The 23,810-nt window shown below is 63.6% G+C and carries 22 protein-coding genes; 12 read left to right on the top strand and 10 right to left on the bottom strand.

All coding sequences use genetic code 11. The annotated features are described in order from the left end of the window. Window positions 1–72: 72 nt before the first annotated feature. Together ASC78_RS26685 and ASC78_RS26680 are read right to left on the bottom strand one after the other, a co-directional pair. Window positions 73–2,388, bottom strand: a complete 2,316-nt coding sequence (locus tag ASC78_RS26685; RefSeq protein WP_055808430.1) for a TonB-dependent receptor — start codon at window positions 2,386–2,388, stop codon at window positions 73–75. A 128-nt stretch (window positions 2,389–2,516) separates the two neighbouring features. Beyond that, window positions 2,517–2,807 (bottom strand): hypothetical protein, encoded by a 291-nt coding sequence (locus tag ASC78_RS26680; RefSeq protein ID WP_055808428.1) that lies wholly within the window; start codon window positions 2,805–2,807, stop codon window positions 2,517–2,519. Between the two features lie 293 nt (window positions 2,808–3,100). Here ASC78_RS26680 and ASC78_RS26675 point away from each other — a divergent pair, with 293 nt between their 5' ends. From ASC78_RS26675 to ASC78_RS26655, 5 genes are all read left to right on the top strand, one after another. Beyond that, window positions 3,101–3,343 (top strand): hypothetical protein, encoded by a 243-nt coding sequence (locus tag ASC78_RS26675; RefSeq protein ID WP_157634527.1) that lies wholly within the window; start codon window positions 3,101–3,103, stop codon window positions 3,341–3,343. Window positions 3,344–3,813: 470 nt separating this feature from the next. Beyond that, a complete protein-coding gene (gene mgrA, locus ASC78_RS26670; RefSeq protein ID WP_055808424.1) occupies window positions 3,814–4,857 on the top strand; it encodes an L-glyceraldehyde 3-phosphate reductase in 1,044 nt (347 codons plus the stop codon). Between the two features lie 204 nt (window positions 4,858–5,061). Further along, on the top strand, window positions 5,062–6,189 hold the full coding sequence (locus ASC78_RS26665; RefSeq protein WP_055808423.1) for a porin: 1,128 nt from the start codon (window positions 5,062–5,064) through the stop codon (window positions 6,187–6,189). 154 nt (window positions 6,190–6,343) lie between these two features. After that, window positions 6,344–7,198 carry a TauD/TfdA dioxygenase family protein gene (locus ASC78_RS26660; RefSeq protein ID WP_055808421.1) on the top strand — a complete coding sequence of 285 codons (855 nt, stop codon included), beginning with the start codon at window positions 6,344–6,346 and terminating at the stop codon, window positions 7,196–7,198. Window positions 7,199–7,255: 57 nt separating this feature from the next. Then, window positions 7,256–8,215, top strand: coding sequence for a helix-turn-helix domain-containing protein (locus ASC78_RS26655; protein ID WP_162246117.1), 960 nt, complete (start codon window positions 7,256–7,258; stop codon window positions 8,213–8,215). Between the two features lie 27 nt (window positions 8,216–8,242). Here ASC78_RS26655 and ASC78_RS26650 read toward each other — a convergent pair whose 3' ends face one another. The 7 genes from ASC78_RS26650 to ASC78_RS26620 all read right to left on the bottom strand — a co-directional run bounded on the left by ASC78_RS26650 (window position 8,243) and on the right by ASC78_RS26620 (window position 14,286). Beyond that, window positions 8,243–8,761 (bottom strand): flavin reductase family protein, encoded by a 519-nt coding sequence (locus ASC78_RS26650; RefSeq protein WP_055808418.1) that lies wholly within the window; start codon window positions 8,759–8,761, stop codon window positions 8,243–8,245. Continuing rightward, entirely contained in the window at window positions 8,761–10,110 is a 1,350-nt protein-coding gene (locus ASC78_RS26645; protein ID WP_055808416.1) for a hypothetical protein, read from the bottom strand. Before ASC78_RS26645 ends, ASC78_RS26650 begins: the two co-directional genes overlap by 1 nt. Further along, window positions 10,103–10,744 (bottom strand): cysteine hydrolase family protein, encoded by a 642-nt coding sequence (locus ASC78_RS26640; protein WP_055808414.1) that lies wholly within the window; start codon window positions 10,742–10,744, stop codon window positions 10,103–10,105. Before ASC78_RS26640 ends, ASC78_RS26645 begins: the two co-directional genes overlap by 8 nt. Next, a complete protein-coding gene (locus ASC78_RS26635) occupies window positions 10,741–11,802 on the bottom strand; it encodes an LLM class flavin-dependent oxidoreductase (RefSeq protein ID WP_055808413.1) in 1,062 nt (353 codons plus the stop codon). The genes ASC78_RS26640 and ASC78_RS26635 overlap by 4 nt, the downstream gene beginning before the upstream one ends. Before the next feature lie 34 nt (window positions 11,803–11,836). After that, on the bottom strand, window positions 11,837–13,108 hold the full coding sequence (locus ASC78_RS26630; protein ID WP_055808411.1) for an MFS transporter: 1,272 nt from the start codon (window positions 13,106–13,108) through the stop codon (window positions 11,837–11,839). A 45-nt stretch (window positions 13,109–13,153) separates the two neighbouring features. Continuing rightward, on the bottom strand, window positions 13,154–13,936 hold the full coding sequence (locus ASC78_RS26625; RefSeq protein WP_055808409.1) for an outer membrane protein OmpK: 783 nt from the start codon (window positions 13,934–13,936) through the stop codon (window positions 13,154–13,156). Between the two features lie 71 nt (window positions 13,937–14,007). Next, window positions 14,008–14,286 (bottom strand): hypothetical protein, encoded by a 279-nt coding sequence (locus tag ASC78_RS26620; RefSeq protein WP_157634526.1) that lies wholly within the window; start codon window positions 14,284–14,286, stop codon window positions 14,008–14,010. Window positions 14,287–14,394: 108 nt separating this feature from the next. Between ASC78_RS26620 and ASC78_RS26615 the strand changes: the two genes are divergently transcribed. The 7 genes from ASC78_RS26615 (at window position 14,395) to ASC78_RS26585 (ending at window position 22,650) form a co-directional block, all read left to right on the top strand. After that, window positions 14,395–15,576, top strand: a complete 1,182-nt coding sequence (locus ASC78_RS26615) for an aromatic ring-hydroxylating oxygenase subunit alpha (RefSeq protein WP_235505228.1) — start codon at window positions 14,395–14,397, stop codon at window positions 15,574–15,576. Between the two features lie 33 nt (window positions 15,577–15,609). Beyond that, complete coding sequence (locus ASC78_RS26610) at window positions 15,610–16,686, top strand: ABC transporter permease (RefSeq protein ID WP_235505227.1); 1,077 nt, start codon at window positions 15,610–15,612, stop codon at window positions 16,684–16,686. Continuing rightward, window positions 16,683–17,564 carry an ABC transporter permease gene (locus ASC78_RS26605; protein ID WP_055808403.1) on the top strand — a complete coding sequence of 294 codons (882 nt, stop codon included), beginning with the start codon at window positions 16,683–16,685 and terminating at the stop codon, window positions 17,562–17,564. The genes ASC78_RS26610 and ASC78_RS26605 overlap by 4 nt, the downstream gene beginning before the upstream one ends. A gap of 57 nt (window positions 17,565–17,621) precedes the next feature. Then, window positions 17,622–19,469 (top strand): dipeptide ABC transporter ATP-binding protein, encoded by a 1,848-nt coding sequence (locus tag ASC78_RS26600; RefSeq protein ID WP_055808493.1) that lies wholly within the window; start codon window positions 17,622–17,624, stop codon window positions 19,467–19,469. Window positions 19,470–19,569: 100 nt separating this feature from the next. Next, entirely contained in the window at window positions 19,570–20,382 is an 813-nt protein-coding gene (locus tag ASC78_RS26595) for a TauD/TfdA dioxygenase family protein (protein WP_055808491.1), read from the top strand. A gap of 28 nt (window positions 20,383–20,410) precedes the next feature. After that, window positions 20,411–21,934 (top strand): ABC transporter substrate-binding protein, encoded by a 1,524-nt coding sequence (locus tag ASC78_RS26590; protein ID WP_082517666.1) that lies wholly within the window; start codon window positions 20,411–20,413, stop codon window positions 21,932–21,934. Between the two features lie 92 nt (window positions 21,935–22,026). Next, window positions 22,027–22,650 carry an NADPH-dependent F420 reductase gene (locus ASC78_RS26585; RefSeq protein WP_055808399.1) on the top strand — a complete coding sequence of 208 codons (624 nt, stop codon included), beginning with the start codon at window positions 22,027–22,029 and terminating at the stop codon, window positions 22,648–22,650. A gap of 27 nt (window positions 22,651–22,677) precedes the next feature. On the opposite strand, the gene ASC78_RS26580 is transcribed toward ASC78_RS26585, so the two are convergent. Continuing rightward, window positions 22,678–23,709: a helix-turn-helix domain-containing protein gene (locus ASC78_RS26580; protein ID WP_055808396.1), complete on the bottom strand. Its 1,032-nt coding sequence runs from the start codon at window positions 23,707–23,709 to the stop codon at window positions 22,678–22,680. Between the last annotated feature and the right edge of the window lie 101 nt (window positions 23,710–23,810).

The raw sequence follows: 23,810 nt of genomic DNA, 5'->3' as shown, positions 1-23,810 counted from the left end.
CAATGCCTTCCGGCTGTCCGTGCAGTAGGTTCGTGCAGGTACTGGGGTCAGAGATCGGCAGAATCCAACAGGTCAGTAGTCCAGCCGGACTGTCAGTCCCAGGGTGCGCGGCGTCCCGACCGATGCCACGTAGGCACCGTTCGCGGTGGCGGCCACGGTCGGGAAATACTTCTTGTCGAGCGCGTTGCGCAACCAAAGCGAAATGCTCCAGATTTCATTGCCCCGTGCGACCTTCCAACCGGTGGCGAGGTTCAGCAGGCCATAGGCTGGGATGCGCGAGTGGACCGACCCGTCGAGCGTGCCGTCCTGTGCGGACCGCCACGCGTACGCCGCTGAAACGAAGTGCTGGGTGGTGGGGCTCACGGACCTGCGGTATTCGGCGCCCACGTTGAATGTCCAGCGCGGCGTCCCGGCAACCTGCCGTCCGGTCAGGCTGCAGCGCCCCTGCGGCACGAATGCGCGTTCTGACGGACAAGGCGCGTCCTCATAGCGTCGATAGCGTGCATCGTTGAAGGCGGCGTTGGCCCACACGGTGAGCCCGCGCGCCGGTCGCGCAGTGGCATCCAGCTCCAGTCCCCGGCTACGGAGATCGCCCGCGTTCGTGAGGATCTCGACGTAGTTGCCCGCGCCTGCGCCGGCGGGCACGAACATCGACGTCTGGTAGCCGCGCACGCCTGCCAAGAAGGCGTTCAGGTTAAGTGTCAGGCGATCATTCCACAGGCTGCTCTTGACGCCGACGTCCAGGCTGTCGACACGTTCGGGCCCGATGATCAGCGACGAGGCACCGAGCGGGCCGGGAGCGGCACCCGGCCCCGCCAGATTGATCCCGCCCGACCGCTCGCCGTGCGAAAAGCTCGCGTAGCCGATCATGTCGTCATCCAGCCGGTAGCTCGCACCCAGGAGCGCCGATGGGCTGGTCTTTCGGATGGCCAGCGGGCCTGTGTCGTAGGCACCAAGCACGATCGGACGATTGCGCAGGAACGCGGTGGCAGCGGCACCACCGGTCGAGTCGCCGCGATGGGTGCGCCCGTCCTTGCGCTCCTGCGTGATGCGCAGGCCGGCCGTGAGGTCGAGCCTGGACGTGGCGTGCCACGTGGCCTGGGAGAAGAGCGCGAAGCTCTCCGTGTCGAGCGCGCCGAAGCTCACGGTGCTCGCGTTGGCGAGCACCGGCAAGGACGTTCCCTGCAGAACGATGTCCGCCCGCGGACCGAACACGGTGAATATCTCGTTGCGCATGCGCTGGCGCATGTAGAACGCGCCCACCACATAGTCGACCGCACCGCCCGTGGGCCCCGCGTAGCGCAGCTCCTGCGAAAACTGCTGCTGGCGCACGCGGGAGCCGCCGTCAATCAGCACGGGGATATTGAGGTTGTCATTGGCCGTCGGCACGAACTTCCATGAGCGGCCGGCGGTGATGGACGTGACGGTGGCGCCGGACCCGAGCTTCCAGCTCGCTTCGGCCGACACACCACCCTGGTCGAGATCGACGCGCTCCACGCCGTCGGTATTGACCGCATAGCGCCGCGGGTCGGTGACGATGCCGGTGGCACCGCCGGCCCGTGCGCGGGCCGCCGCCGGTCCGCTTCCCAGCGAGTAGATGACGCGGGTGCCGTACGTGGAGCGCTCGCGGTGTGCATCTGCGATCAGGCGCAGGCTGAAGGCGTCGCCACGGCGCAGCAGCCATTGGCCGCGAATGCCGGATCGATTGCCTCCGTTGACGCTGCCGCCATCGTAGATGTTCTCGATGTTGCCGCGTTCATGGGTGCCGTACACCAGCAGCCGGCCCGCCGTCTCTTCCGACAAGGCCCCCGAGAAGATGGCTTGCCCCTGCGCAAGGCCGCGCTGCCCGATCGAGAGTTGCAGGCTGCGCTCGGTCTCGCGGCTCGGCGGACGCGTGTGCAACGCCAGCACGCCGGCGGTCGTGTTCTTGCCGAAAAGCGTGCCTTGTGGCCCGCGTAGCAGGTCCACGCGCTCGATGTCGAGCAGGTCGAATGTCGCCATGCCCGCGCGGCCCAGGTAGACGTTGTCGAGGTAGATGCCCGTGCTGCCCTCGAGGCCGTCGTTCGATGGATTCCTGCCGACGCCGCGCACCGCGATGGCCGATTGCCGCGGATCGCCGAAGGTGATGCTGGTACTCGGCAACCATTGCTGCAGGTCTTCGAGCCGCCAGCTTTGCTGCGTCTCGAGGGCCTCGCCATCGATCGAAGTCAGCGGGATCGGAACTTGCTGGGCGGCTTCCGAACGGCCCCTGGCATCCACGGTGATGGCGGGGAGCGTTTCGCCATCGTCCAAAGGCGTCGGCTGTGCATGGGCCTCCACGGCGAGCCCGAAGGCGAGAGCGCTGACGGCCAGGGAACGGGCGAGGAGATCGCATGGGCAGAAGGACATGCGCGTACTCTAGTAGACGCGCGCTGATCACCGCCAGCCGCCAGCGCCTGGCCTCCGAAGTGCTGGGCGGGGAGCGTGCCGGCCAGGCGCTCGATTCGGGTCCTCCATCGAATCGATTCACCCTGCATTCAGCTCAACGCAGAGCTCCGTATTCGATTCCTGACCACTTGCTGCGTCCTACCCATTCGCCGAGGTTCGTTGAGCATCTTGTTGATTTCCGCGAAGCCATCCTCGGTGATGCGCGTCACGGTGGCTGTTCGGGCGGCGTTGTACTTGCCGGCCGCATCTGATGCTGGTGCGATCTCCGCCTCGATCAGACCTGTCGCTTTCAACACGCTCACATGTTGCACGTCTTCGGATCGCGTCACTACCTTGGGCAAGGTGACGTGCTGCAGGCTCAACAGATAGAACAGGGGCATGGCCGTTACCTCTTCGATGCGTTTGTTGTCGAGATTGGGCGCTTGCTCGCGTCGCTCCTTCGTTGGGCGCCGCTTGTTGCCCGTCTCGGAACAAGGCGTTCGCCGTGAAGTCACTGTAGAAATTGCGCTGCATGGACGCATGGGCAATGCGCACTTTCTCCACGGAGACAATCGTCCGGCCACGTCTACGACTTCCCATGACAAAGAGCCTCCAGAGGCAGGAACGGTTCACAGAGGGACTGCAATGAACTTACCGATTGATGCCGGTTTGCCGTCACAGTAGCATTCGTTGCATGTGGAAACCTGACATGCCCATCGTCGTTGCCGGAAGCACGTTGTCTCCTGCCGAAGCGTGGCGCCACGAGTTCGTCAGTGCGCTGCACGCCCGTCTCGACGGTGCGGTCGATCGCGAGTGGCTGGACAAGCTGATTGCTGCGCTCTACCAGTTGAACGCTGACCAGGACCCGCGCCAGGCTGCGGAGGTGGCGTTCGTCACGCTCGGCTTCGATTTGCCGAGCGGGGACAACCAGCACTAGGGTTTGTCGCCGGAGCCGATCTGGGAGACGCTTTGTCGTGAGCAGCAAGTGAGGGCGGACATTTGTCTCCCTGAAGAAGGTGCGTAGCGCTCATGCGCGTATGCGGTGCAATTTTTACAGTGACTTCACGGCGAAACGCTGTGCTCCAAGACAGGCAACAAGCGGCGCCGGTTGTCCACCGCACTGGAGAACGCACATGGAACGCAACCTGCTACCGGGAAATTTCTTCATGGTGTTCTTGTATTTGCTCGCGCTGCTTGCTGTGCGCTGCATAAGCTGAGCCTGAAGCTGCCCATCGGGGCTGAGGACCGGGCTGCCGCTTGCGCCGCCTCAGCCAAGAGCCCGGACACCCTGAAGCAAGAAGTGCACGGGCAATCTGCGTAGTCTCCCCTGGCCCGTCGCCCCTGTCGGAGCCGCCCGTCTCGCGACTCGCGTGCAGGTGGCGACCCTTCCAGACCGGAGAACGCCCCTTGACCTACACCGCAGCGCCCGAGCGCTATCAACACATGCACTACCGCCACGCTGGCGGCAGCGGGCTCAAGCTGCCCGTGCTTTCGCTGGGCCTCTGGCACAACTTTGGTGACAGCACGCCCTTCGAGCATCAGCGCGACATGCTGCGCACGGCCTTCGATCTCGGCATCACCCATCTCGACCTGGCCAACAACTACGGCCCGCCGTTCGGCAGTGCCGAAAGCAATTTCGGGCGCCACCTGCGCGAGGACTTCCGCGCACACCGCGACGAACTGCTGATTTCCACCAAAGCTGGCTGGGGGATGTGGCAAGGCCCCTACGGGCGCGGCGGCGGCTCACGCAAGCATGTGCTCGCCAGCCTTGATCAGTCGCTGGGCCGCATGGGGCTCGACTACGTGGACATCTTCTACTCGCACCGCTTTGACGCCGATACGCCGCTGGAGGAAACCGCCGCTGCATATGCCAGCGCGGTGCGCCAGGGCAAGGCTTTGTATGTCGGAATCTCGTCCTATTCGGCCGGCAAGACGCGCGAGTTCGCGCGGCTTCTGGCGGAACACCAGGTGCCGCTGCTCATTCACCAGCCGGCGTACAACATGCTCAACCGATGGATCGAGTCGGAGCTCATCGGCACGCTCGAGGGTCTGGCGGCCGGCTGCATCGCCTTCACGCCGCTCGCGCAGGGCCTGCTCACCGACAAGTACCTCGACGGCATCCCGGCCGATGCACGCATCAACCGGCCGGGTGGCGAGTCATTGCCGGCGTCGCACCTGAGCGAACGCAATCTTGCATCGGTGCGCATGTTGAACGAACTGGCGCGGGAGCGCGGGCAAACGCTCGCGCAGATGGCGGTGGCATGGATCCTGCGCGACCCGCGCATGACCTCCGTACTCATCGGCGCAAGCAGCGCCAGGCAGATCCGCGAAAACGTGAAGGCGCTCGAGAGGCTGGACTTCACGCCGGCCGAACTCGTGGCCATCGACCGTCACTTGATCGACGGCGGCGTGAACCTCTGGGAAAAGCCTTCGACCGACCAGCGCATCTGAACCTCGGTGGCCGCCCGCTTCATGCCGAACTTGAACCCAAATGCACGGAAACCCAGCCCAGAAAGCGCGATGCGGATGTCTACAAGCTTTGGAACGTGTTTGAACAAGAAGGGAACGGTGCCCTGAAATAGCCTCAAGGCTCGGATTCGATATGCGTTCTTCCACAAACGCATGGTTCTTCATCTCGGAACACTGGGGATACTGATGATCAAGCGCTATTTGTTGGGCACCACCGCTGTGCTGGCCTTGTCGGCGCAGGCGCAGAGTTCGGTCTCCATCTATGGCGTCATCGATGCAGGAATCACCTACATCGACAATCAGGGTGGCTATAGCCAAACCAAGTTCGCTGACGGCATCAACTATGGAAACCGGCTTGGTTTTCGCGGATCGGAAGATCTCGGCGGTGGGCTGCGCGCCCTGTTCAATTTGGAAATGGGCTTCAACCTGCGCGATGGCACGCTGGCTCAGGGCGGCCGCTCCTTTGGCCGACAGTCATGGGTTGGGCTGCAGAGCGACAGCGCCGGCACGCTGTCGGCGGGCCGTCAGTACGACTTCGTGCGCGACTATCTCACCCAGTTCAATTACGGTGGCTTTGCCAGCGTCTATGCGGGCCATCAGGGCGACTATGACCGGATCTCCGGCAGGCAGATGGACAACTCGGTGAAGTATGTAAGCCCGAGCTTTGGCGGCTTCACTTTCGGCGGCATGTTCGCGTTCGGCGAGCAGATCGATTCCTTCAACAAGAAAAGCGCCTTCAGCCTGGGCAGCGGTTACAAGAACGGCCCACTCAGCATCGGCGCGGCCTACGTGCGGCTGAACGACACCACCGTGTTCCCTTATGCCCAGACCGGCGTGTACTCATTCATGGGCCTGCCCACAGCGGCACCGGGCACGAGCCCGAACGCCGTCATAGATCTCTATCCCACTACGAGTGCCGGCTTCAAGGTCGACAAGCAGGAGATTGCGGGCATCGGTTTCAGCTACAAGTTCGACAAGTTCCTGCTCGCGGCCAACACCACGGCGACCAAGTTCACCAAGGGTCCGAGCAGTACCACGCAGAACGTCTACGAGATCGGCGGCATGTACTTTCTTGAAGGGCCCTGGGCACTGGTCGGCGGCTACCAGTACGTGACGATGGAAGCCGACAGGTGGAACCAATACACCGGCGGCGTCCGCTACAGCTTGTCGAAGCGCACCACGGTCTACGGCTCGATCTCCTACTTGCATGCGTCGTCGAAGGTCGATGCCTCCCAGGGAGCCGGCTTCTACATGGGCCCGTCGAGCGACAACTCGCAGACGACCTACCGCGCCGCCATGGTGCACAGCTTCTGAGAACCCACGGGATGCACTTGGATCCTCTTATGCCACTGCGCTACTGGTGGCTCTGCATCTTCTGAAGGCGGCGTGCACCGGCATGCGACTTGCGCACCGCGGCATCGTGACGATGCGGCGCCCCCTTTTTGAATCCATTCCAGAAAGTAATTCCATGAAAACCGTTGAGGCTCTCTCCATCCGCAAACTCAAGGACAACTATGGCGCCGAAGTGATCGGCGTCGACATCTCCGCCGGCGACCCCGACACCCTGCAGGAGGTGGTGAACACCTTCAACCTGCACGGCGCCGTGCTGCTGCGCGGCCAATCGCTGACACCCGCACAGCTGTTGGCCTTCGCGCGCGGCTTCGGCGAGCCGGAGGGCCACACCATCAAGGAGCACACCATGCCGGGCTTCCCGGAAATCTACATGCTCTCCAACCGCGAGGTCGATGGCAAGCCGATCGGCAGCCATCGCGACGGCGTGGGCTGGCACACCGACTACTCATACAAGGAGCAGCCCGTGATGTGCACGATGCTCTATGCCGTCGAGGTGCCGGCCGAGGGTAGCGACACGCTGCTGGCGGACATGTGCGCCGCCTACGACGCACTGCCCGAGGACCGGCGCCAATCGCTCGATGGCCTGATGGTGCATCACAGCTACGAGCACCTGATGACCACGCGGCTCTACGCCAAGCGCGAACTCTCGCCCGAGTTGAAGGCTGAGAACCCCGACGTGGTCCATCCGCTGATCCGCACGCATCCGGCCAATGGCCGCAAGGCGTTGTGGCCCAGCAGCGGCACCGTGAAGGGCGTGATCGGCATGGACAACCCTGCAGGCATCGACCTGGTCGAGTCGCTGGTCGAGTACGCAACGCAGCCGCAGTTCGTCTATCGCCACAAGTGGCAGGTGGGCGATCTGCTGGTCTGGGACAACCGCTGCTCGCTGCACACCGGCACGCTGTTCGACGACAAGAAGTACATCCGCGAGGCCTACCGCCTGTGGGTCAAGGGCGGCAAGCCTTTCTGATCGTCTGCGCAAGGATTGAGCACGTTGTGCCAGCCACCCTCGTCACCGGAGCTGTTTGTGGATAGCTGGAAGGTCCGCACCGATGAGCATCCGGCAGAACGGTGCGCGGAGATCTGGCAGGAGGCGCTGCAGCAGGTGTACCTCGCCGTTTCCCCTCGCTCCGGCGGTGAGCCCCTCCACGGTGAAGTGACTTACAACATCTCCCCCCAGGGCATCGAGTTCGTCACCTTGTCGGGGTCGGCTCAGCGCCTCGTGGGCCAGGGTCCCCAGCAATCGGAAAGCCTGTGGCTCGCCTTGGCCATCGCGGGGGAGGCGCACCTGCAAATCGGCGAGCGCGAAGCACGGCTTGGCACGGGAGAAATCCTCTACGGTGCCACCGGCGGCGATCAGGTCGCGCTCGAGTTGCGCAGCGACTTCTTGCTGCTCACCCTTGAAATACCTCACGCGCTCTTTTACAAGCGGCTGCTCAATCCGCTGTCCATCCGTGCTGGCACCTTGTCCGGGCAGTCTGGCGTCAGTCGGCTTCTAGCGAACCTGCTTACCGGCGTGGCGCAAGAACTCGGAAATCTTGATGCGACCGCTTTTCATCCAGTAGAACTGGCACTGACCGAATTGCTGATCCACGCCTTGTCGGAACAGGCGGCCATCAATACCTTCCGCGTCCCGGGCCATGCAGAGCATTTTCGGGAAATCTGTCGCTGTATCGAATTGCACCTGGGCGACCCCGAGCTCGATCTCGCGATGGTGGCCGAGCAATGCCACGCCTCGGGACGTTACGTTCAGAAGATCTTCAACGAGGCGGGCCTGGGCTTCAGCCAGTACCTGCGGCGCAGGCGCCTGGAAAAGTGCAGGCGTGACATGTCGAGCCAGCTCAATGCCCGCCTATCGATTTCGGAGATCTGCATGCGCTGGGGCTTCACCAACCTGGCCTATTTCAGCCGGTCTTTCACGTCGGAATACGGCATTGGCCCCCGCGCCTACAGAGCCAAGCAACGCAGTCGGCAAGATCCTGCCTGACAGTTCTTCGACTGTCAGGGCCTCAGCTCAGGGCAGGAAGCGCCCCGCGTGATAGACCAGCGGTGCACCGCCTGCCATCACTTCCACCTGCTCGGGCCGGCCGATCAAGATGTCGTGGTCGCCGCCAGCATGGATCGCCTCCAGATGGCATTCGACCCGCGTGCAGACGCGGTCGAGCAATGGGCATCCCAGAACTCCATAGACGTGCGAGACACCGGCGAACTGATCGCTGCCCTTGCGCCCGAAGTTGAATGCCAGCTCCGCTTCACCGGCGGCGAGCACGTTGACGGCAAAGCAGCCGCTTAGGCGAATCGCCGCCAGAGTCCGGCTCTGCCGGTCCAGGCAGGCCAGCAGCAATCTCGGCTGCAGGGACACGCTGGAAAACGCGCTGACCGTCGTGCCGACGGCGTTGCCAGATGCATCTCGGGCGGTGATCACGACCACGCCGGTTGCAAACTGGCCCATGCTCTGTTTCCATTGCGAGAGTTTGAGTTTTTCGTCCTGCAAGGCGTCCGCCTCCCTTGCGCCTGGCAGCGTCGCGGCCATCACGCCGGGCCTCCCGCGCGCCCGCAAATGGCCAAAGCCGTGATCGCATAAATGCGCGCGCTCTTCACCAGGTCTTCCGGCGTCGGCAACACCCTAGGCATGCCGCAGGTCACCGCGGGGATGCGCTGCATATTGAAAACATTGTGGTCTCGCCACATGCTGGAATAGATCGGATGAGCCCTCCGCAGGGGCTGCTTGCATACCTTCTGCGTTGCATCCTGGAGCGCCGCCACCAGTGGCTCAACAGCCTTCTGCTCGGCCTCGAAACCATGACGCAGCACCAGAGGCTGCACAGCGAACTCGCCCATGCCCGATGCGCGCAGCAGGGCTTCAAGATCCCGTACGACCGGCGCCAGCGTCTGGCGTGCCGTCAGACCGACTTCCAGATAAAGCGAAAACACCTCGCTGCCCGCGCCGAACTGATGCGGCAGGCCGGCGCGCACGGCGTCGATCTGCACTTTCGGTATCGAGACGCCACCCGCCGACTCATAACGATGGGCGCGCTCATAAGCAATGCCCCAGCCATGCAGGACCTCGATCAACCGGCCACTGCGATAGATCGGGTTGGGATGCAACAGAAGGTCTTCCGGGTGCTCCAGAGCAGGTGTGAATGCACCATCGCCCAGCAGATCAATGCGCAGCAAGGCATACCCGCAGCCTTGCCAGGTCACCCCGAAATCGGTCCCTTCGGCTGCGATGGCGTAATCCGCAGCGACTCCGCCATGATGAAACAGGTAGTGGGCACCGATGTCCTTGCCCAAGTTGTCGATACCGCGGTGTTCCTCGACAGGCTCCGGCCCGATCTCTCCCGGGCAAGCCGTCAGGTAAAGACGCCCGGCCAAATCGATGCCGGCCTTGCGCAAGGCTTTTGCCGCAATCATGAAGCAGCTCATCGGACCCCGGTCATTGCTGATGGGGAACCCATGCAAGCGGTTGTCTTCCAGCCAGCATCGGGTCCATTCCGGGCGCTGCACGCTGCTGTCGCGGTACTTGTAGCGGTCCAGATCGGGATCGAAGGTCGGACTCTCGGTGTCCAGATGGGCTGTGAACAGCAGGTTTGCGCCAACGCCGCGTCCGCCGTACTCGCCAATGATGTTGGGCCGTTGTGCGTTGATGCCGACGGTGCGCGTGGAGAAGCCCGCCGTCTGAAGCCAGTCGCGGACGAACTCGGCCGCCTGGAGTTCCTGGCCCGAGCGGCTGGGGATATTGCCCAGGGTCAGTGCCAACTCGGTGAGCTCGCGGCCGTCGATCGCTGCCTCGATCGCAGCGTGCTCCTGCTCGGACACCACGTAGGGTGCCGGGCAACTCGCCTCGACAGGCGGTTGGTCGCCGCTGTTGATGCTACGCATGGTGATGGCTCCAGGCCTGGACAAGTGCATCCGATTCAAGGTTGATGGCAAAGCTCTCGGCGAATACGCCCAGGCTGTGTCGATGGACCTCCGATGCGTAGGCGCCGCAGGCGTCACTGGCCACGAACACCGAAAAATCGTTGTGGAAGGCATCGCGCACCGTGCTGTCCACGCAGCACTCGGTGGTGAAACCGCACACCGCCAGCGTGTCGATGGACGCAGCACGCAGTTGCTCCGCGAGATCGGTGCCGTGAAAAGCGTTGTAGCGCCGCTTCCAGACCACGCGCTCTCCTTCGCGCGGGGCCACGCCGTAGAAGCTGGCACCGGCGGTTCCCTCCACGCACAGGCTGTTGGCTGCGTCGACGTCCTTGCCGCTGCGCTGCATCCATTGGCGCCAACTCGGCGCGCCCCCGTCCGGCGACTGGGCAAGGCCGATGAAGTAAACGGCGACGCCGCTGGCCCTGGCCTGATCCAGCAAGGCGCCGATTCTGGCCAGTGGCTCGGACAGCGGAGCTACATCGACACCCAGCTTCGCCATCGCGCCTTGCGGCCCGATGAAGTCCACTTGCGCGTCAATGATGCACAGGGCGGTACGCGCGGGGGCCAGCCAGTCCTTCAGCTCTTCAGCGCTCATGAGAACTCCGCGCGCAGGCGCGGCAGTATCTGTTCGCCGAACACCTCGAGGCCCCGGACGTAGTCGGGAAAGATCAGCATTGCGCCGTCCAGTTCAGCGTCGCGCAGCAATTCCGAAAGTTGCCGCCGGCAGGTCTCCGGACTCCCGATTGCCGTGTGGGTCATGAAGGCATTGCCCGCACGCTCCACCATCGCGTTGCTCTGGCCGTCGGCCTCGATGCCGAAGCTGCGCATCATGCCGCGCACCGCCTCGACGTCCAGGCCGGCCCGGTATTGCGCTGCCAGCTCTTCTGCCTCCTGGTCGGTCGGCGCGCAAACGATCGTGGACATGCAGAAGGTCTTGATCGTGGTCCCGCATTCGCTGGCCAGACGCTTGGCGCGCAGGCTGATCTCGCGGGTCTGTGCTTCGTCCTTGCCGCCGATGAAGCAGACGTCGGTGTGTCGCACGCTGAAGCGCAGTCCACGCTCCGATTGCCCGGCACACACCAGAAAAGGCCGCGGGCTGGACACCGGCTTGGGCAGCAGCGTGCAATCGTCGAGCGTGAAGAACTCGCCCTTCTCGCTCACACTTTCCTCGCTCCACAGGCGCTTGACCATGCGTGTCCACTCTTCGGTCATGGCGTAGCGCTGGTCATGGGACATCGACGCATCCCATTCACCCATTTGGATGAATTCATCCTTGAATGAACCTGAGACGATGTTCAGGCCCGCGCGGCCGTTGCTGATCTGATCGAGCGTTGCAATCATCTTCGCGGTGACGGCCGGGTTGTGCAGGCCGGCATGCATGGTGGCGATGATCTTGGCGCGATGGGTGACTTCGGCAATGCCGGCCATCATCGTCACGGACTCCAGCGACGTGCCCCAGTGGCCGGTATCGCCCCCGAAGCCGCGCCACTTTGCCATCGACATGATGAAATCCATGCCAATTTCATCGGCCAGAATCGCGGCCTCGCGATTCTGGCGGTACGAGGCATCGAGCAGTGGCGTCGTCTTGGAAATGATCCACCCACCTTTGGCAATGGGCAGGAAGACGCCGAACTCTTTGGTTGATTTGCTCATTTTTCTGTCTGGCTCTCTGTAGCTATGCGGGACATCAGCGTGTCGCTGGTTGGGGAGAGGCGGAGCCCTGCGGGAGGCCGGGCGGGCGCATTGCCAGCGTGGCCAGCAGCACCAGAATGGGCACGATGGCGATCATCAGAAAGGCCATGCTGAAGCTCCCGGTCTGGTCCTTGATTGCTCCCGCGAGAAAAGGCGAGATACAGGCCACCGTCGAAATCAGATTCGTCACCGAGAACAGTTCCAGATACGGGCCACGACCGAAGTAGTTCGACAGCAGAACGCTGGTCGCCAGAAAGGTCATGCCGTAGCCGATACCGATGCCGGCCGTGAACAGGATCAGCATGGGCCAGGAATTGCCGGCACTGAGTGCAAGCACGCCGACAATGATCAGCGCCAAGCTGCCGGCAAGCAGCTTCTTGGGCTCGACGAACTCACCGAACACACCGCCGCCGACTCGCGAGAAGGCATTGATCAGCGCCTGCGCGCTGAGCAGGCTGGCGGCGATCTCAGGGCTGAAACCCCGATCGCCCAGGTGGGCCACCGCAAAACTGTTGACGGTGATGCCGCACAACAGAAAAGAGGTGTAGGCCGCAGCAATGACATAGAACTGCCAAGTGCGCAGCGCCTGGCGGGCACTCCATACCTCAGCGGTTCGATAAATCGACTTGCTGCTTGCGGCCTGTATGCGTTGACCGACACCCGCCGCGTGGGCCTTCTCCCTCTCGCCTTCACGCAGCACCAGACACGTGAGCAGTCCCGCACCGGCGAGCAACGCGCCGCACAGGCCCCAATGCATCCGCCAACTGCCCCAGACATTCACCGCCAAGAAGTAGATCCACGGCCCCACGACCCCGCCCAAGCCACCCAGCGTGAAATAGATGCCGAACGCCAGCGACTGCTTCTCGAAGAGCCGACCGATCACATGCGTGCCGGGCACCGTGGCGACGAAGCTGAAACCGATTCCGAGGAGCGTTGTTCCGATGAAATAGGCGGCGATGCCGTGGGCCGAGTACAAGCGGCCAAAGCCGGCCATCAGGATCAATGTGCCCAGCAACAAGGTGGCCCTGACGCCCACCTTGCGTATGAAGAACGCCGGCAAGTAGCTCGACAGCCCGCAGGCCAGCCCGAGCAGAGTAAAGCCCAGGCCGGCGTCGGCCCAACTCCATTGCAATTCCTTGATCATGCTCGGCAATACCACCCCGAGCGACGTGAAAGTTGCGGCCGTCACCAGAAAGAAGAGCAAGCTGAATAACAGCAAAACTCCTCCCTGATAAGTCCTGGAATAAGCCTGATGGTGATCGTTCATTGACGGATTCCTTTTGCGCACGCGTACTGGCACGCGAACCTATGTTCAGAAGAAGCTGTATCGAATGAGCGCGCCGTAGCTCACCTGATTGGTTTTGAAAGATGCGGTGTTTTGGATCTTGTATTTGTTCTTGACCATGTCGATGACGACACCCGTCCACAAATGACCTGGCCTCTGTCCCAAAGCCTGTCCAAGGTCGTAGTGAAGTTCCGGCTTGAAGTCGGTTGTCACGGCTTGCCCACTGCCTCCGAAGGTGCGGTCGAATGTGCCCACGATGCGAAAGTTGCCCCAGCTCGTGCTGAACGGATAACCGTAGTCGATGTGAATTCGTCGATCGTTCCAGCCGAGTGGCTGGTTGTGTTCGGCATAGAACATGGTCCGCAGCCATGTAAAACCAGGCACGTCCCAGTCAAGACCGATGCCTGGCATGTATTCGGTGCCATAGCCCTTGGTGCGTGAAATCCACTGGGCGAAACTGATGTCCTTCAATGGCCCGAAGGACAGGTCCGTGCCGAATATCTTGCCTATGCTCAGGCGCGGCACAAACTTGTAGTAGTAGGTGCTCGACGGGCCCTGCTGGTGGCTCGATTCGAGCGCGTTCTGCCAGATCGCGTAGACATACATGTCGCCAATGCTGTAGTCGCCAAAGGCTTCGAAGATCGGCGAGATTGTTTTTTCGGGATCGACCTTGTTGCCAGCTTGAAGATACAAGCTGGTATCAAACATCTGGAAATTAACGAAATCTCCCGCTTGTGCTTCGCAGCCCCAGACCATCAGGATGGATGCAAAAGCGACGCTCGTCTTCCGGCTCAGTGTCATGTCATTCATATTTCACCTGTAGAGTTTCTTCATCTTGAGTAAACGCTTGCGCTTGTTTATTGAGATGTCTCTTTGATCGATCAAATTTCCATGCGCTGGAAATTCTTCTCCTTCTTGTGCGATCGATCGTAGCCAGTCAGTGACGAGAGAACTTGCACGAAACCGCACGACGATTTGCACTGCGCGAAAAGCCACAGCACCAGGGAGATGGCGCGGTTCTCGCTATCGGGAACGATATGCACCTGCCGCTTTTCGTCTTCTACCGACCACTCTCCAAGATGGTGCACTTGAAGACCAATACCCGTGCACGTGATGGCAAGAGTTGCAGGGGAGCGGGTCCTAAGATCAGCCGCGTTCAAGGCCTTTTCGAGGGGAGAAAGACTCCCGCGAAAAGAATTCAACTCGAAGGCGCAGCAATGACTTTTTCTCCCACGGACAGATTTTTCGAAGAACTCGACAGCTCTGTCTTGTCTGTTCAGAAGGCGCAGGCACTCCCGCCGCTTTGCTATACCGACCGCGACTTCTACGAATTCGAGAAGGAAGCAGTCTTCAACCACGAGTGGCTGTGCGTCGGCCGCGAATCATGGCTCGCGAAGGCGGGCGACTATTTCACGACCAGGATCGTCGGCGAGCCGCTGGTGATCGCGCGCAACCGCGTCGGCGAGATCAAGGCCATGTCCTCGGTCTGCCAGCACCGGGCCATGCTGGTGGCCGAAGGCCACGGCAACACCAACGCCTTTCTCTGTCCGTATCACCACTGGACCTACTCGCTCGACGGCGACCTGATCGGCGCACCCGCCATGGAGCAGACCGCGGGCTTCGACAAGAAGGCCTTCTGCCTGCCAACGCTGAAGGTCGAGGTCTGGCAGGGCTTTGTCTTCGTGAATTTCGACGCCGCGGCCGAGCCGCTGGCGCCGCGCCTCGCGGAAGTCACGCAGGCGCTGGCCAACTTCGACTTGGCCAACCTCGACGGTCCCCGGCCCGACAAGCCGGCGCACTTCCCGTGGAACTGGAAAGTCATGTTCGAGAACAACAACGACGGCTACCACGCCAACCGGCTGCACCACGGCCCGCTGCACGACTTCGTGCCGAGCGCGATGGCCAGCTTCCCGGATCTGCCCGGGACGACCGCCGGCTACTACCGCTTCAACGGCACGCTGCACCAGGATGCCAGCTTCAACGCGACGCAGCGCGCCGTCCTGCCTGTGTTCCCCAAGCTCACCATCGAGGAGCGCAACCGCATGATGTTCGCCAACGTCCCGCCGACGCTGTCGCTGGTGATGACGAGCGACATGGTCATCTACATGATCCTGCGCGCCGATGGCCCCGAGACCCACGAGATGGACACCGGCCTGCTGTTCGCGCCAGGTGCCATGGAGGACCCGCTGTTCCAGCAGCGCATGGCAATGAACATGCACGCAGCCTCCGAAATCATCGCGCAGGACCTGCACGTCGACGAACTGGTGCAGGTCGGCCTGCGCTCACGCTTTGCGACACGCGGACGCTACTCGTGGCAGGAGCAGGCCCAGCGCGAGTTCAACAACTGGCTGGTGCCGCGGTACCAGTCGACCTGGAGGAGCGGCGGCATTGGGGCGCGGCGCATCCCGATCCACAACGCACCCGCCACCGCTCCGGCGCATGGGGGCTGAAGCTTCGCAAGGACGCGTTCCACGACCCCCGCCATGCTCATACCCCCCGCACTGTCCGGCCAGGCATCGCTCGGCCATCTGAGCGCAACTGCCGCACGCGGCCTCGGCGCCATGTCGACCTTGTGGCGCATCCTGTGGCGCGTTCCGATGCTGCTGTTCCTCGCGGCCATCGTGTTCCTGGTGCTGCGCGTGCTGCCGGCCGACCCGATGGGCATGCTGCTGCCGCCCAGCGCAACTCCGGCCGACGTGAAGGCGCTCACGGAGGCGCTGGGGCTCGACAAGCCGATCCCGATGCAGTTCGGCATCTGGCTGGGCCACGCGTTGCACGGGGATCTTGGCCGCACGATGCAGTCGGGCCAAGCGGTTACCCCGCTCATCCTGAAGGCGCTGCCAGTCACGCTACAGCTCATCTTCTGCGGCCTTGTGCTTGGTGTCATTTTCGGCATCGGCGGCGGACTGCTCGCCTTTCGCTACCGCGGCACACGCATCGAGCGCGCGGTGGAGGTGATCAACAGCATCTCGATCTCCGTGCCCGAATTTCTCTGGGCCATCCTGCTGATCCTCGGTGTGGGCATCGGCCTTCAGTGGCTGCCCTTCCTGGGTCAGCTCGACGCCAACCTGACCGTGCAGCCCGTGACCGGCTTCCTGCTGATCGACGCGATCGTGGCGGGTGACTTCGCGGCATGGTGGAGCGGGGTGAAGCACCTGGCACTGCCGTCTTTTGCGCTGTCGCTGGGGATCGCGCCGCCTTTGATGCGCATCTTGCATTCGAGCCTCCTGGAGGCCTACGCCGAGGACTACATCGCAGCTGCACGCCTGCGCGGGCTCAGCGAAAACCGCATCCTTGTGCGGCACGCGTTGAAGAACGCGGCGCTGCCCACCGTCAGCATGCTGGGCATCCAGGCCAGCACGGTGATCGGCGGCACGCTGCTGATGGAAACCATCTTCGGCTTCCCCGGCATCGGCAGCCTGATGGTCAATGCCATCGGCGCGAACGATCTGCCAATGATCCAGGGGCTGGCCTTGACCTATGCCGTCGCCGTGCAGGCGGTGAACATGGTCACCGATGCGGCCTTGCTGCTGCTCAACCCTCGACTGCGCACGCCATGAGCAACTTGTCCCTGTCCGCGCAGACGCCCTTCAGGCGCGTTCTCGGCGAACCCAGCGTCCTCATCGGCGCCACCCTCCTGCTGCTGCTGGTCGCTCTCGCGGTGTTCGCGCCCTGGTTGGCCCCGCATGGCCCCAACGAGCAGGACCTGCTGAGCACGCTGCTGCCGCCTGCCTGGGCGCACGGCGGCGACCGCAGCTTTCCGCTGGGCACCGACGCGCTGGGCCAGTGCATCCTGTCGCGCCTCATCTACAGCACGCGCGTCACCGTGATCATCGCGCTCACCGCGCCGCTGGGGGCCGCGCTGCTGGGCTGTGCACTCGCACTCATCGCGGGCTACCGCGGCGGGCGCATCGAGTGGGCGATCCTGCGCATGGTGGACTTGTGGATGTCGTTCCCCGCCATCGTGCTCGCACTGGTACTGATGGTCGCACTCTCGCCCGGACTGCTCAATGTGATCATCGCGATCATCCTGGTCGACTGGACGCGCTTCTGCCGGGTGATCCGCGCCGATGTCGTGGTGCTGCGCCGCAAGGATTACGTGGCCGCTGCGCGCATTACCGGTGCATCGCACTGGCAGGTCGTGATGAAGGACATCGTGCCCGGCATCACGCCCACGCTGATCTCGCTGATCAGCCTGGAAATGGGCATCTCGGTCGTGGCCGAAAGCATCCTCTCTTTCGTCGGCATGTCCGTCGAGCCGCACGTGCCGACCTGGGGCGTGATGATTGCCGATGGCCTGAAGAGCGTCTTCAGTTCGCCGTGGGGGCTGATCGCGCCGGTGCTGTGCACCGTGCTCACGGTGCTCGCGACGACGTGCCTGGGCGATGGCCTGCGCCGCACGGCCGACCCACGTTTGTTCAACCGATCGGGGAGCTGACCCATGAGCCCGGCCCACGCCATCCCCTGGAAACCAGATCTGCTGCAAGTCCAGCCCGTGCAAACTCAACCCGCAGGCGTCGCGTTGCTCGAAGCGCGTGGCCTCACCGTCTCTGCACCGGGCTCGCCCGAGCGCCCGCAGGTGCTGCGCGACGTGAGCTTCACGCTGCGTGCCGGCGCCACACTCGGCCTGGTCGGCGAATCCGGTGCGGGCAAGAGCATGCTCGGCCGCACGCTCGCGCGGCATCTGCCCGACGGCTTCTCGGTCGACGCGGGCACCCTCCGCTTCGGCGGCGAAGACCTGCTCGGCATGCCAGCCGATGACCATCGTCGCCTTCTGCGCGCACGCATCGCCTTCATCCCGCAGGAGCCGACGACGGCGCTGAACCCGGTGCTCACCATCGGACAGCAACTGCAGGAGCACCTGCTGCAACTGGGCGTTGCCAAGGACGAATGGCGCGAGCGCGCCACCGAAATGCTGGCCGAAGTGCGCATCCACGAGCCGGCGCAGGTGCTCGACAAGTACGCTTTCCAACTGTCAGGTGGGATGTGCCAGCGCGTGATGATTGCCATGGCCTTCGCCGGCGACCCGCAGCTTGTGGTTTCCGACGAGGCCACCACCGCGCTCGACGCGAGCACCCAGGCACACATCGTCAAGCTGATCCGCAGCCTGCAGCAGCAGCGTGGCACCGGCGTGATCTTCGTGACGCATGACCTCGGCCTGGCGGCACACGCGTGCGACGAGCTGGTGGTTCTCTACGCCGGCGAGATGGCCGAGCGCGGCCCGGCCAAGCGCATCTTCACGCGCTCGCTGCATCCCTACACGCAGGCGCTGCAGCGCGCCAATCCGCACCTCACCGGCGCGCGGCGCCTGCTGTTCTCTCTGCCGGGCCAGATGCCAGGCATCAGCGATTTCTCGTCGCTGAAGGGCTGCCGTTTCCAGCCACGCTGCGCGGTCGCGACGGACACGTGCACGCCGCACGTGCCTGCGATGCGCGAGGTGCTCCCCGAGCACCATGTGCGCTGCGTGCACGGTGCAGCGGCGCCCGAGCCGCTGCTCGCGGCCGACGCCAGCGACGCCACGCTGTTGCACGCACCGCGCATGAGCGAAGCGCCGTTCCTTCAGGTGGAGGGCTTGTCGAAGACCTATCCGTCGCGCGGCTGGCTCCGGCGCAATACCGCGGTGCATGCGGTGAAGGACATCAGCTTGAGCATCGCGCCCGGTGAGTTCGTCGGCATCGTGGGCGAGAGCGGGAGCGGCAAGTCCAGCCTGGCCAGATTGGTGATGGGCCTTGAGACCCCAAGCGAAGGCCGCATTCTGCTCAACGGCAAGGCGCTTGTGGCCAGGGCCGAGGACTGGGAGCGGCGCATCGCTTCCATCCAGATGATCTTCCAGGACGCGCGATCCGCGCTCAACCCGCGGCGCCGAGTGCAGAGCCTGGTCACCCAATCGATGGAGAGCCGGCCACACCTGCACAGCGACCGGAAGGCGCGGGCGCGCGAACTGGTGGGCGATGTCGGCCTCGCGCCGGACATGCTCGCGCGCTTCCCCTCGCAGATGTCGGGCGGCCAGCGTCAGCGCGTGAACATCGGCCGCGCGCTGTGTGACCTGCCGCAGCTGCTGGTTGCCGATGAGATCGTGTCGGGGCTCGATGTGTCGGTGCAGGCTCAGATTCTCAACCTGCTGCTGCGCATCCGCCGCGAACACAAGATCTCGCTGCTGCTCATCTCGCACGATCTTGCGGTGGTTCGCTACCTGTGCAGCCGCGTGCTCGTCATGCACCGGGGTGTGGTGGTGGAAAGCGGCGAGACCGAAGCGGTGTTCGCCAATCCGAAGCACGCCTACACGAAGAGCCTTCTCGCGGCCGCACCGCCGCGCGACCTCCAGGTGCGCTGGCCTGCATGAACGACGTACCGCCCCGTTCACTCAAGTCCCGATGCGCGGCGGTGCAAGAGGAAACGAGCCCTTCCGGCTAAGAATGAAGCCCCTCAGGAGTGAAATGATCATGCAGTACGAGACGATCCAGGTGGCGCCCATGACGCTCACCATCGGCGCCGAAATCAGCGGCGTCGATCTCACGCAAACCCTGCACCCGCAACAGGTGCATGAGATCCACGAGGCGCTGATGACGCACCAGGTGGTCTTCTTCCGCGACCAGAAGCTGGACTTCGAGTCGCACCAGCGCTTTGCGCGCCACTATGGCGATCTGGTGCTCCATACCGGCGGCTTCGGCGTCGAGGGCTACCCCTACGTGGTGCCGATCCATGGCGACGCAAATTCGAAGTCGGTGGCGGGCGAGAGCTGGCACTCCGACCTGAGCTGCGACGCGGCGCCGCCGATGGGCAGCATCCTGCACCTGCACATCGTGCCGCCCATCGGGGGCGATACGCTGTTCTCGAGTCAGTACGCAGCCTACGAGGCGCTGTCCGACCGCATGAAGGCCTACCTCGAAGGCCTGACCGCGGTGCATGACGCCGAGCACGTCTACCGCAAGTACACGACAGACCCGACCAAGCACTTTCCAGCGACCGCACAGCCCATCGTGCGCACGCATCCGGTGACCAAGCGCAAGTGCCTGTTCGCCGACGCGCAGTACACAACGCACATCGTCGGCGTCGACAAGCCCGAGAGCGACGCCATCCTGAGGTTTCTCTTCGCGCACTGCCAGAACCCGAACTTCCAGGTGCGCTTCCGTTGGCAACCGCACTCGGTCGCCTTCTGGGATAACCGCTGCGTCGAGCACCACGCCGTGTGGGACTACTACCCACAGACCCGATCCGGTCACCGCGTGACCATCCAGGGCGACAAGCCCTTCTGATCTCTTCCTTCACGGAGTGCTTCCTCCCATGACCCACCGCAGAGATTTCGTCACCAGGCTACCGCTTGCTTTGTTCGGCGCGGCGGTGGCCACCACCTTCGGCACCGGCGCCTTCGCGCAGGACCCGCGCACCGTCACTGTCGCGTTCCCAATGGACATCCTGAGCTGGGATCCGGTGACGCTCAACCCCACGCAGTCGGCGATCATCAAGTGCGTGTACGACCAGCCGCTCGAACTCGCGCCGGATCTGAAGTTCGGCCCCAGCGTGGTGTCGGACTTCAAGTGGCTCAACAAGAACTGCACGCTGCTCGAGATGAGCTTCCGCGATGGCGTGACCTTCCACAACGGCGACAAGCTGACGGCGGCCGACTTCAAGTTCTCGTTCTTCGACCGGCCGCGTGCGCAGAAGGCCTCGCTGCTGGCCGGTGTGTGGTCGGCCATCGAATCCATCGAAGTGCCAACACCGCTGAAGGCTGTGGTGAAGTTCAGCGCACCGATGGCGATCGCGCCGGTGATGTTTGCCGACATCCCTGCCTACATCCTGCCCAAGGCTTACTACGAGAAGGTCGGCAAGGACGGCTTCGAGGCCAAGCCGATCGGCTCCGGGCCTTACAAGCTGGTCGAGTACCAGCGAGACCAGCGCATCGTGCTTGAGGCGTATGAGGGCTACTGGCGCGGTCCGGCCAAGGTGAAGCGACTGGTGTTCCAGGTGACGAAGGATCCGACCGCGCGCGCAGCCGCCATCCAGTCCGGCCAGGCCGACCTGACCATGAACATCCCCGTTCGCGAGGCGGAGCGCCTGGGCGCATTGCCAGGGCTGGCGCCGCACCTCGACTCGACGACCGGCGTGATCTTTCTGCAGATGGCCAACAAGGGCATCCTGACCGACAAGAACGTGCGACTGGCCTGCCATCACGCGATCGACAAGGCGGCGATCTCGAAGGCGCTGTTCGGCGGTCACGCCACCGCGGTCTATATGCCGGCTGGTCCAGGCTTTCCGGCCTACGTGCCCGACTTCAAGGTCGCATTCGACCCCGCGAAGGCGAAGGCGCTGCTCGCGGCCTCGGGCTACAACGCGGCAAATCCGGTGAAGCTGAATTTCTATACGAGCAAGGGCGTTTTCGCGAGCGACTTCGACACGGCGCGCGTGATCGCACAGATGTGGCAGAAGGTCGGCATCGAGGTGAACCTGCAGGTGCTCGACAGCCCGACGCTGTATGAATATCAGCGCACCGGCAAGTTCGATGGTCCGGTGCTCAAGCCCTTCAACCCAGCGGCCGGCGACCCAGGCACCTACTCTGGCTACATGCTCGACCCGAAGATGAGCTTCTCGATCTGGAAAGGCGAGGACATCCCGCCGAAGCTCTACCCATTGATGGGCGAACCCGACTACGCGAAGCGTATGGAGGGCTTCAAGACCTTCGACATGTGGCAGGTCGAGCAAGGCTACTCGATCCCGCTGTTCCTTGGTCTCAGCACCATTGTCGCGAAGCGGTCGCTCGGTTTCCGGCCCTACAAGAGCGGCATCCTGATTCCATACGACTGGGCCTGACGCCGCTGCGCCGGCCCCCCTGCAACGCGCGCTGTACATCGCGTACAGCGTGTTGGCGCTAGCTTTACCTTTTTCTCACCAAGGACATCTCCATGACACTCACTATCGTCGGTTACGGCAACGTCGGCTCCGGTCTCGCAAAGCAATTCGTCCAGGCCGGGCACAGCGTGACGCTGACCGGCCGCTCGCTCGACAAGGCCCGGGTCGTCGCCGAATCGATCGGGGCGACGACGCTCCCGATGAACCAGGCAGCGACGGATGCCGAGGTTGTCGTGCTCGCCGTGCCCTACGAACAGGCATCCGACGCGCTGGCTGCGCTGGGCGACCTGCAGGGCAAGGTGATCGTCGACGTCTCCAACCCGCTGACCGCTGACTACATGGGACTCACCGTAGGTTTCAGCTCCTCGGCCGCCGAGGAGATTGCCAAGCTCGTACCGACCGCGCATGTCGTGAAAGCATTCAACACGCTTTTTGCGCAGGTGATTCATGAGGGCGCGGGATTCGGCGAGTTCAAGGGCAGCGTCTTCTTCGCCGGCGACGCGCCGGTGGCGAAAAAAACGGTGAAGGCGCTGATCGAGAGCATCGGCTTCGACGCAGTCGATGCCGGCGGCCTGAAGAACGCGCGCTACCTCGAGCCAATGGCCGGCCTCAACATCTATTTCGGCTATGGGGCCGGCCTGGGTACGCAGATTGCGCCGGCCTGGCTGCAGCGCTGAGCTAGTCTTCGCAACCGGCGCCGCTGCTCAGGCCAGCATGTCGGAGGCCTCGGCCGGCTGGGTCTCGCCAAGGCCTAGCTGCGCCCGTCGATAGGCCCGCGGCGTGGTCCCGAACTCGGCCCGAAAGGTGCGGCTGAAATGCGCCGGGTCGCTGAAGCCCCAGCCGAAACAAATGTCGGAGATCGAGAGATGGCGGTGCAGCGCGCTCTGCAGGTCGGAGCGGCAGCGCTCCAGTCGGCGCTGTCGCAGGTACTGACCGAAGCTCAGGCCGGCGGCTTCGAACAGCTTCTGGATGTAGCGCAGCGACGCGTGCTGCTCGGCCGCAATCTGGCCGACCGTAAGATCCGGATCGCCGAGCCGATCCTCGATCGACTGGCAGATGCGCTGATAGTGCACCAGCCGCGCCGTGCTGCCAAAGGCCTGCACCGCGGTGCTGCCGGCCAGACCCACCACGACGAACTCGGTCAGTGCGGATTCGATTGGGCGCAGCTCGGCCGCGTCCAGCTCTTCGATGTTGTCGGCCACCGAGGTCAACATGCCCGCGAAGATGCGATTGATGGCCTTGCGTCTGGACAGCGCCCCGGTGCGCAGCGATCCCAGGTTGACCAACCGCGGGTGCAGCATGAGCTGCGGGATCTTCACGTAGAGCATGCGGAAGTCGCTCTTGACCGTGAGGGTGGAGTCGACGCCGGTAGGCCCGTAAATGATGTCGCCCGGCATCAGGTCGACGCAGGGGCCGCCCCGGTCGCCGAAGGCGAAGCGGCCTTCCATCAGGATCGACAGCCACACCGAGAAGGGCTGTTCGCCTGACCGCCCGGAAATGGTCTGCGGCGATGCGCTCATGCGGGCAAACTCGATGCCCTGTGGTGACACCATGCTGACGACGTCGCCGTCGACGCTGGAGTAGGTGTCCAGCTGGTCCACGGTCGGCAGATGCAGGCGCGAGAGGGCTTGCTGCCACACGCGAGGACGCTCTCCCTGCATGTAGGCGCTGGTGGAAATATTCCATGCATTCACGGTGAACTCCTGCGGCTGGTTCTGAACGGTGCCATTGACCATTCTTCGACTTGCGCCCCAAATGCAAGCAGGTTCCAGGCCATCGCAGAATGTGGAACGCGAGGCGACGGAGAGTTCGGTTTGCGCCTCCTCGAATGACTGTC

Origin of the sequence: Variovorax sp. Root318D1 (assembly GCF_001424835.1) — a bacterium.
Classification (GTDB): domain Bacteria; phylum Pseudomonadota; class Gammaproteobacteria; order Burkholderiales; family Burkholderiaceae_C; genus Variovorax.
The sequence above is the reverse complement of the archived record's forward strand: the minus strand, read 5'-3'. Positions and strand labels throughout refer to the sequence as shown.

Bases quoted from the DNA above. Each gene is read 5' to 3' on its own strand.
- ASC78_RS26685 (WP_055808430.1), bottom strand. From the start codon at position 2,388: ATGTCCTTCTGCCCATGCGATCTCCTCGCCCGTTCCCTGGCCGTCAGC.
- ASC78_RS26680 (WP_055808428.1), bottom strand. From the start codon at position 2,807: ATGCCCCTGTTCTATCTGTTGAGCCTGCAGCACGTCACCTTGCCCAAG.
- ASC78_RS26675 (WP_157634527.1), top strand. From the start codon at position 3,101: ATGTGGAAACCTGACATGCCCATCGTCGTTGCCGGAAGCACGTTGTCT.
- ASC78_RS26665 (WP_055808423.1), top strand. From the start codon at position 5,062: ATGATCAAGCGCTATTTGTTGGGCACCACCGCTGTGCTGGCCTTGTCG.
- ASC78_RS26660 (WP_055808421.1), top strand. From the start codon at position 6,344: ATGAAAACCGTTGAGGCTCTCTCCATCCGCAAACTCAAGGACAACTAT.
- ASC78_RS26650 (WP_055808418.1), bottom strand. From the start codon at position 8,761: ATGGCCGCGACGCTGCCAGGCGCAAGGGAGGCGGACGCCTTGCAGGAC.
- ASC78_RS26645 (WP_055808416.1), bottom strand. From the start codon at position 10,110: ATGCGTAGCATCAACAGCGGCGACCAACCGCCTGTCGAGGCGAGTTGC.
- ASC78_RS26640 (WP_055808414.1), bottom strand. From the start codon at position 10,744: ATGAGCGCTGAAGAGCTGAAGGACTGGCTGGCCCCCGCGCGTACCGCC.
- ASC78_RS26635 (WP_055808413.1), bottom strand. From the start codon at position 11,802: ATGAGCAAATCAACCAAAGAGTTCGGCGTCTTCCTGCCCATTGCCAAA.
- ASC78_RS26630 (WP_055808411.1), bottom strand. From the start codon at position 13,108: ATGAACGATCACCATCAGGCTTATTCCAGGACTTATCAGGGAGGAGTT.
- ASC78_RS26625 (WP_055808409.1), bottom strand. From the start codon at position 13,936: ATGAATGACATGACACTGAGCCGGAAGACGAGCGTCGCTTTTGCATCC.
- ASC78_RS26610 (WP_235505227.1), top strand. From the start codon at position 15,610: ATGCTCATACCCCCCGCACTGTCCGGCCAGGCATCGCTCGGCCATCTG.
- ASC78_RS26605 (WP_055808403.1), top strand. From the start codon at position 16,683: ATGAGCAACTTGTCCCTGTCCGCGCAGACGCCCTTCAGGCGCGTTCTC.
- ASC78_RS26595 (WP_055808491.1), top strand. From the start codon at position 19,570: ATGCAGTACGAGACGATCCAGGTGGCGCCCATGACGCTCACCATCGGC.
- ASC78_RS26590 (WP_082517666.1), top strand. From the start codon at position 20,411: ATGACCCACCGCAGAGATTTCGTCACCAGGCTACCGCTTGCTTTGTTC.
- ASC78_RS26585 (WP_055808399.1), top strand. From the start codon at position 22,027: ATGACACTCACTATCGTCGGTTACGGCAACGTCGGCTCCGGTCTCGCA.
- ASC78_RS26580 (WP_055808396.1), bottom strand. From the start codon at position 23,709: ATGGTCAATGGCACCGTTCAGAACCAGCCGCAGGAGTTCACCGTGAAT.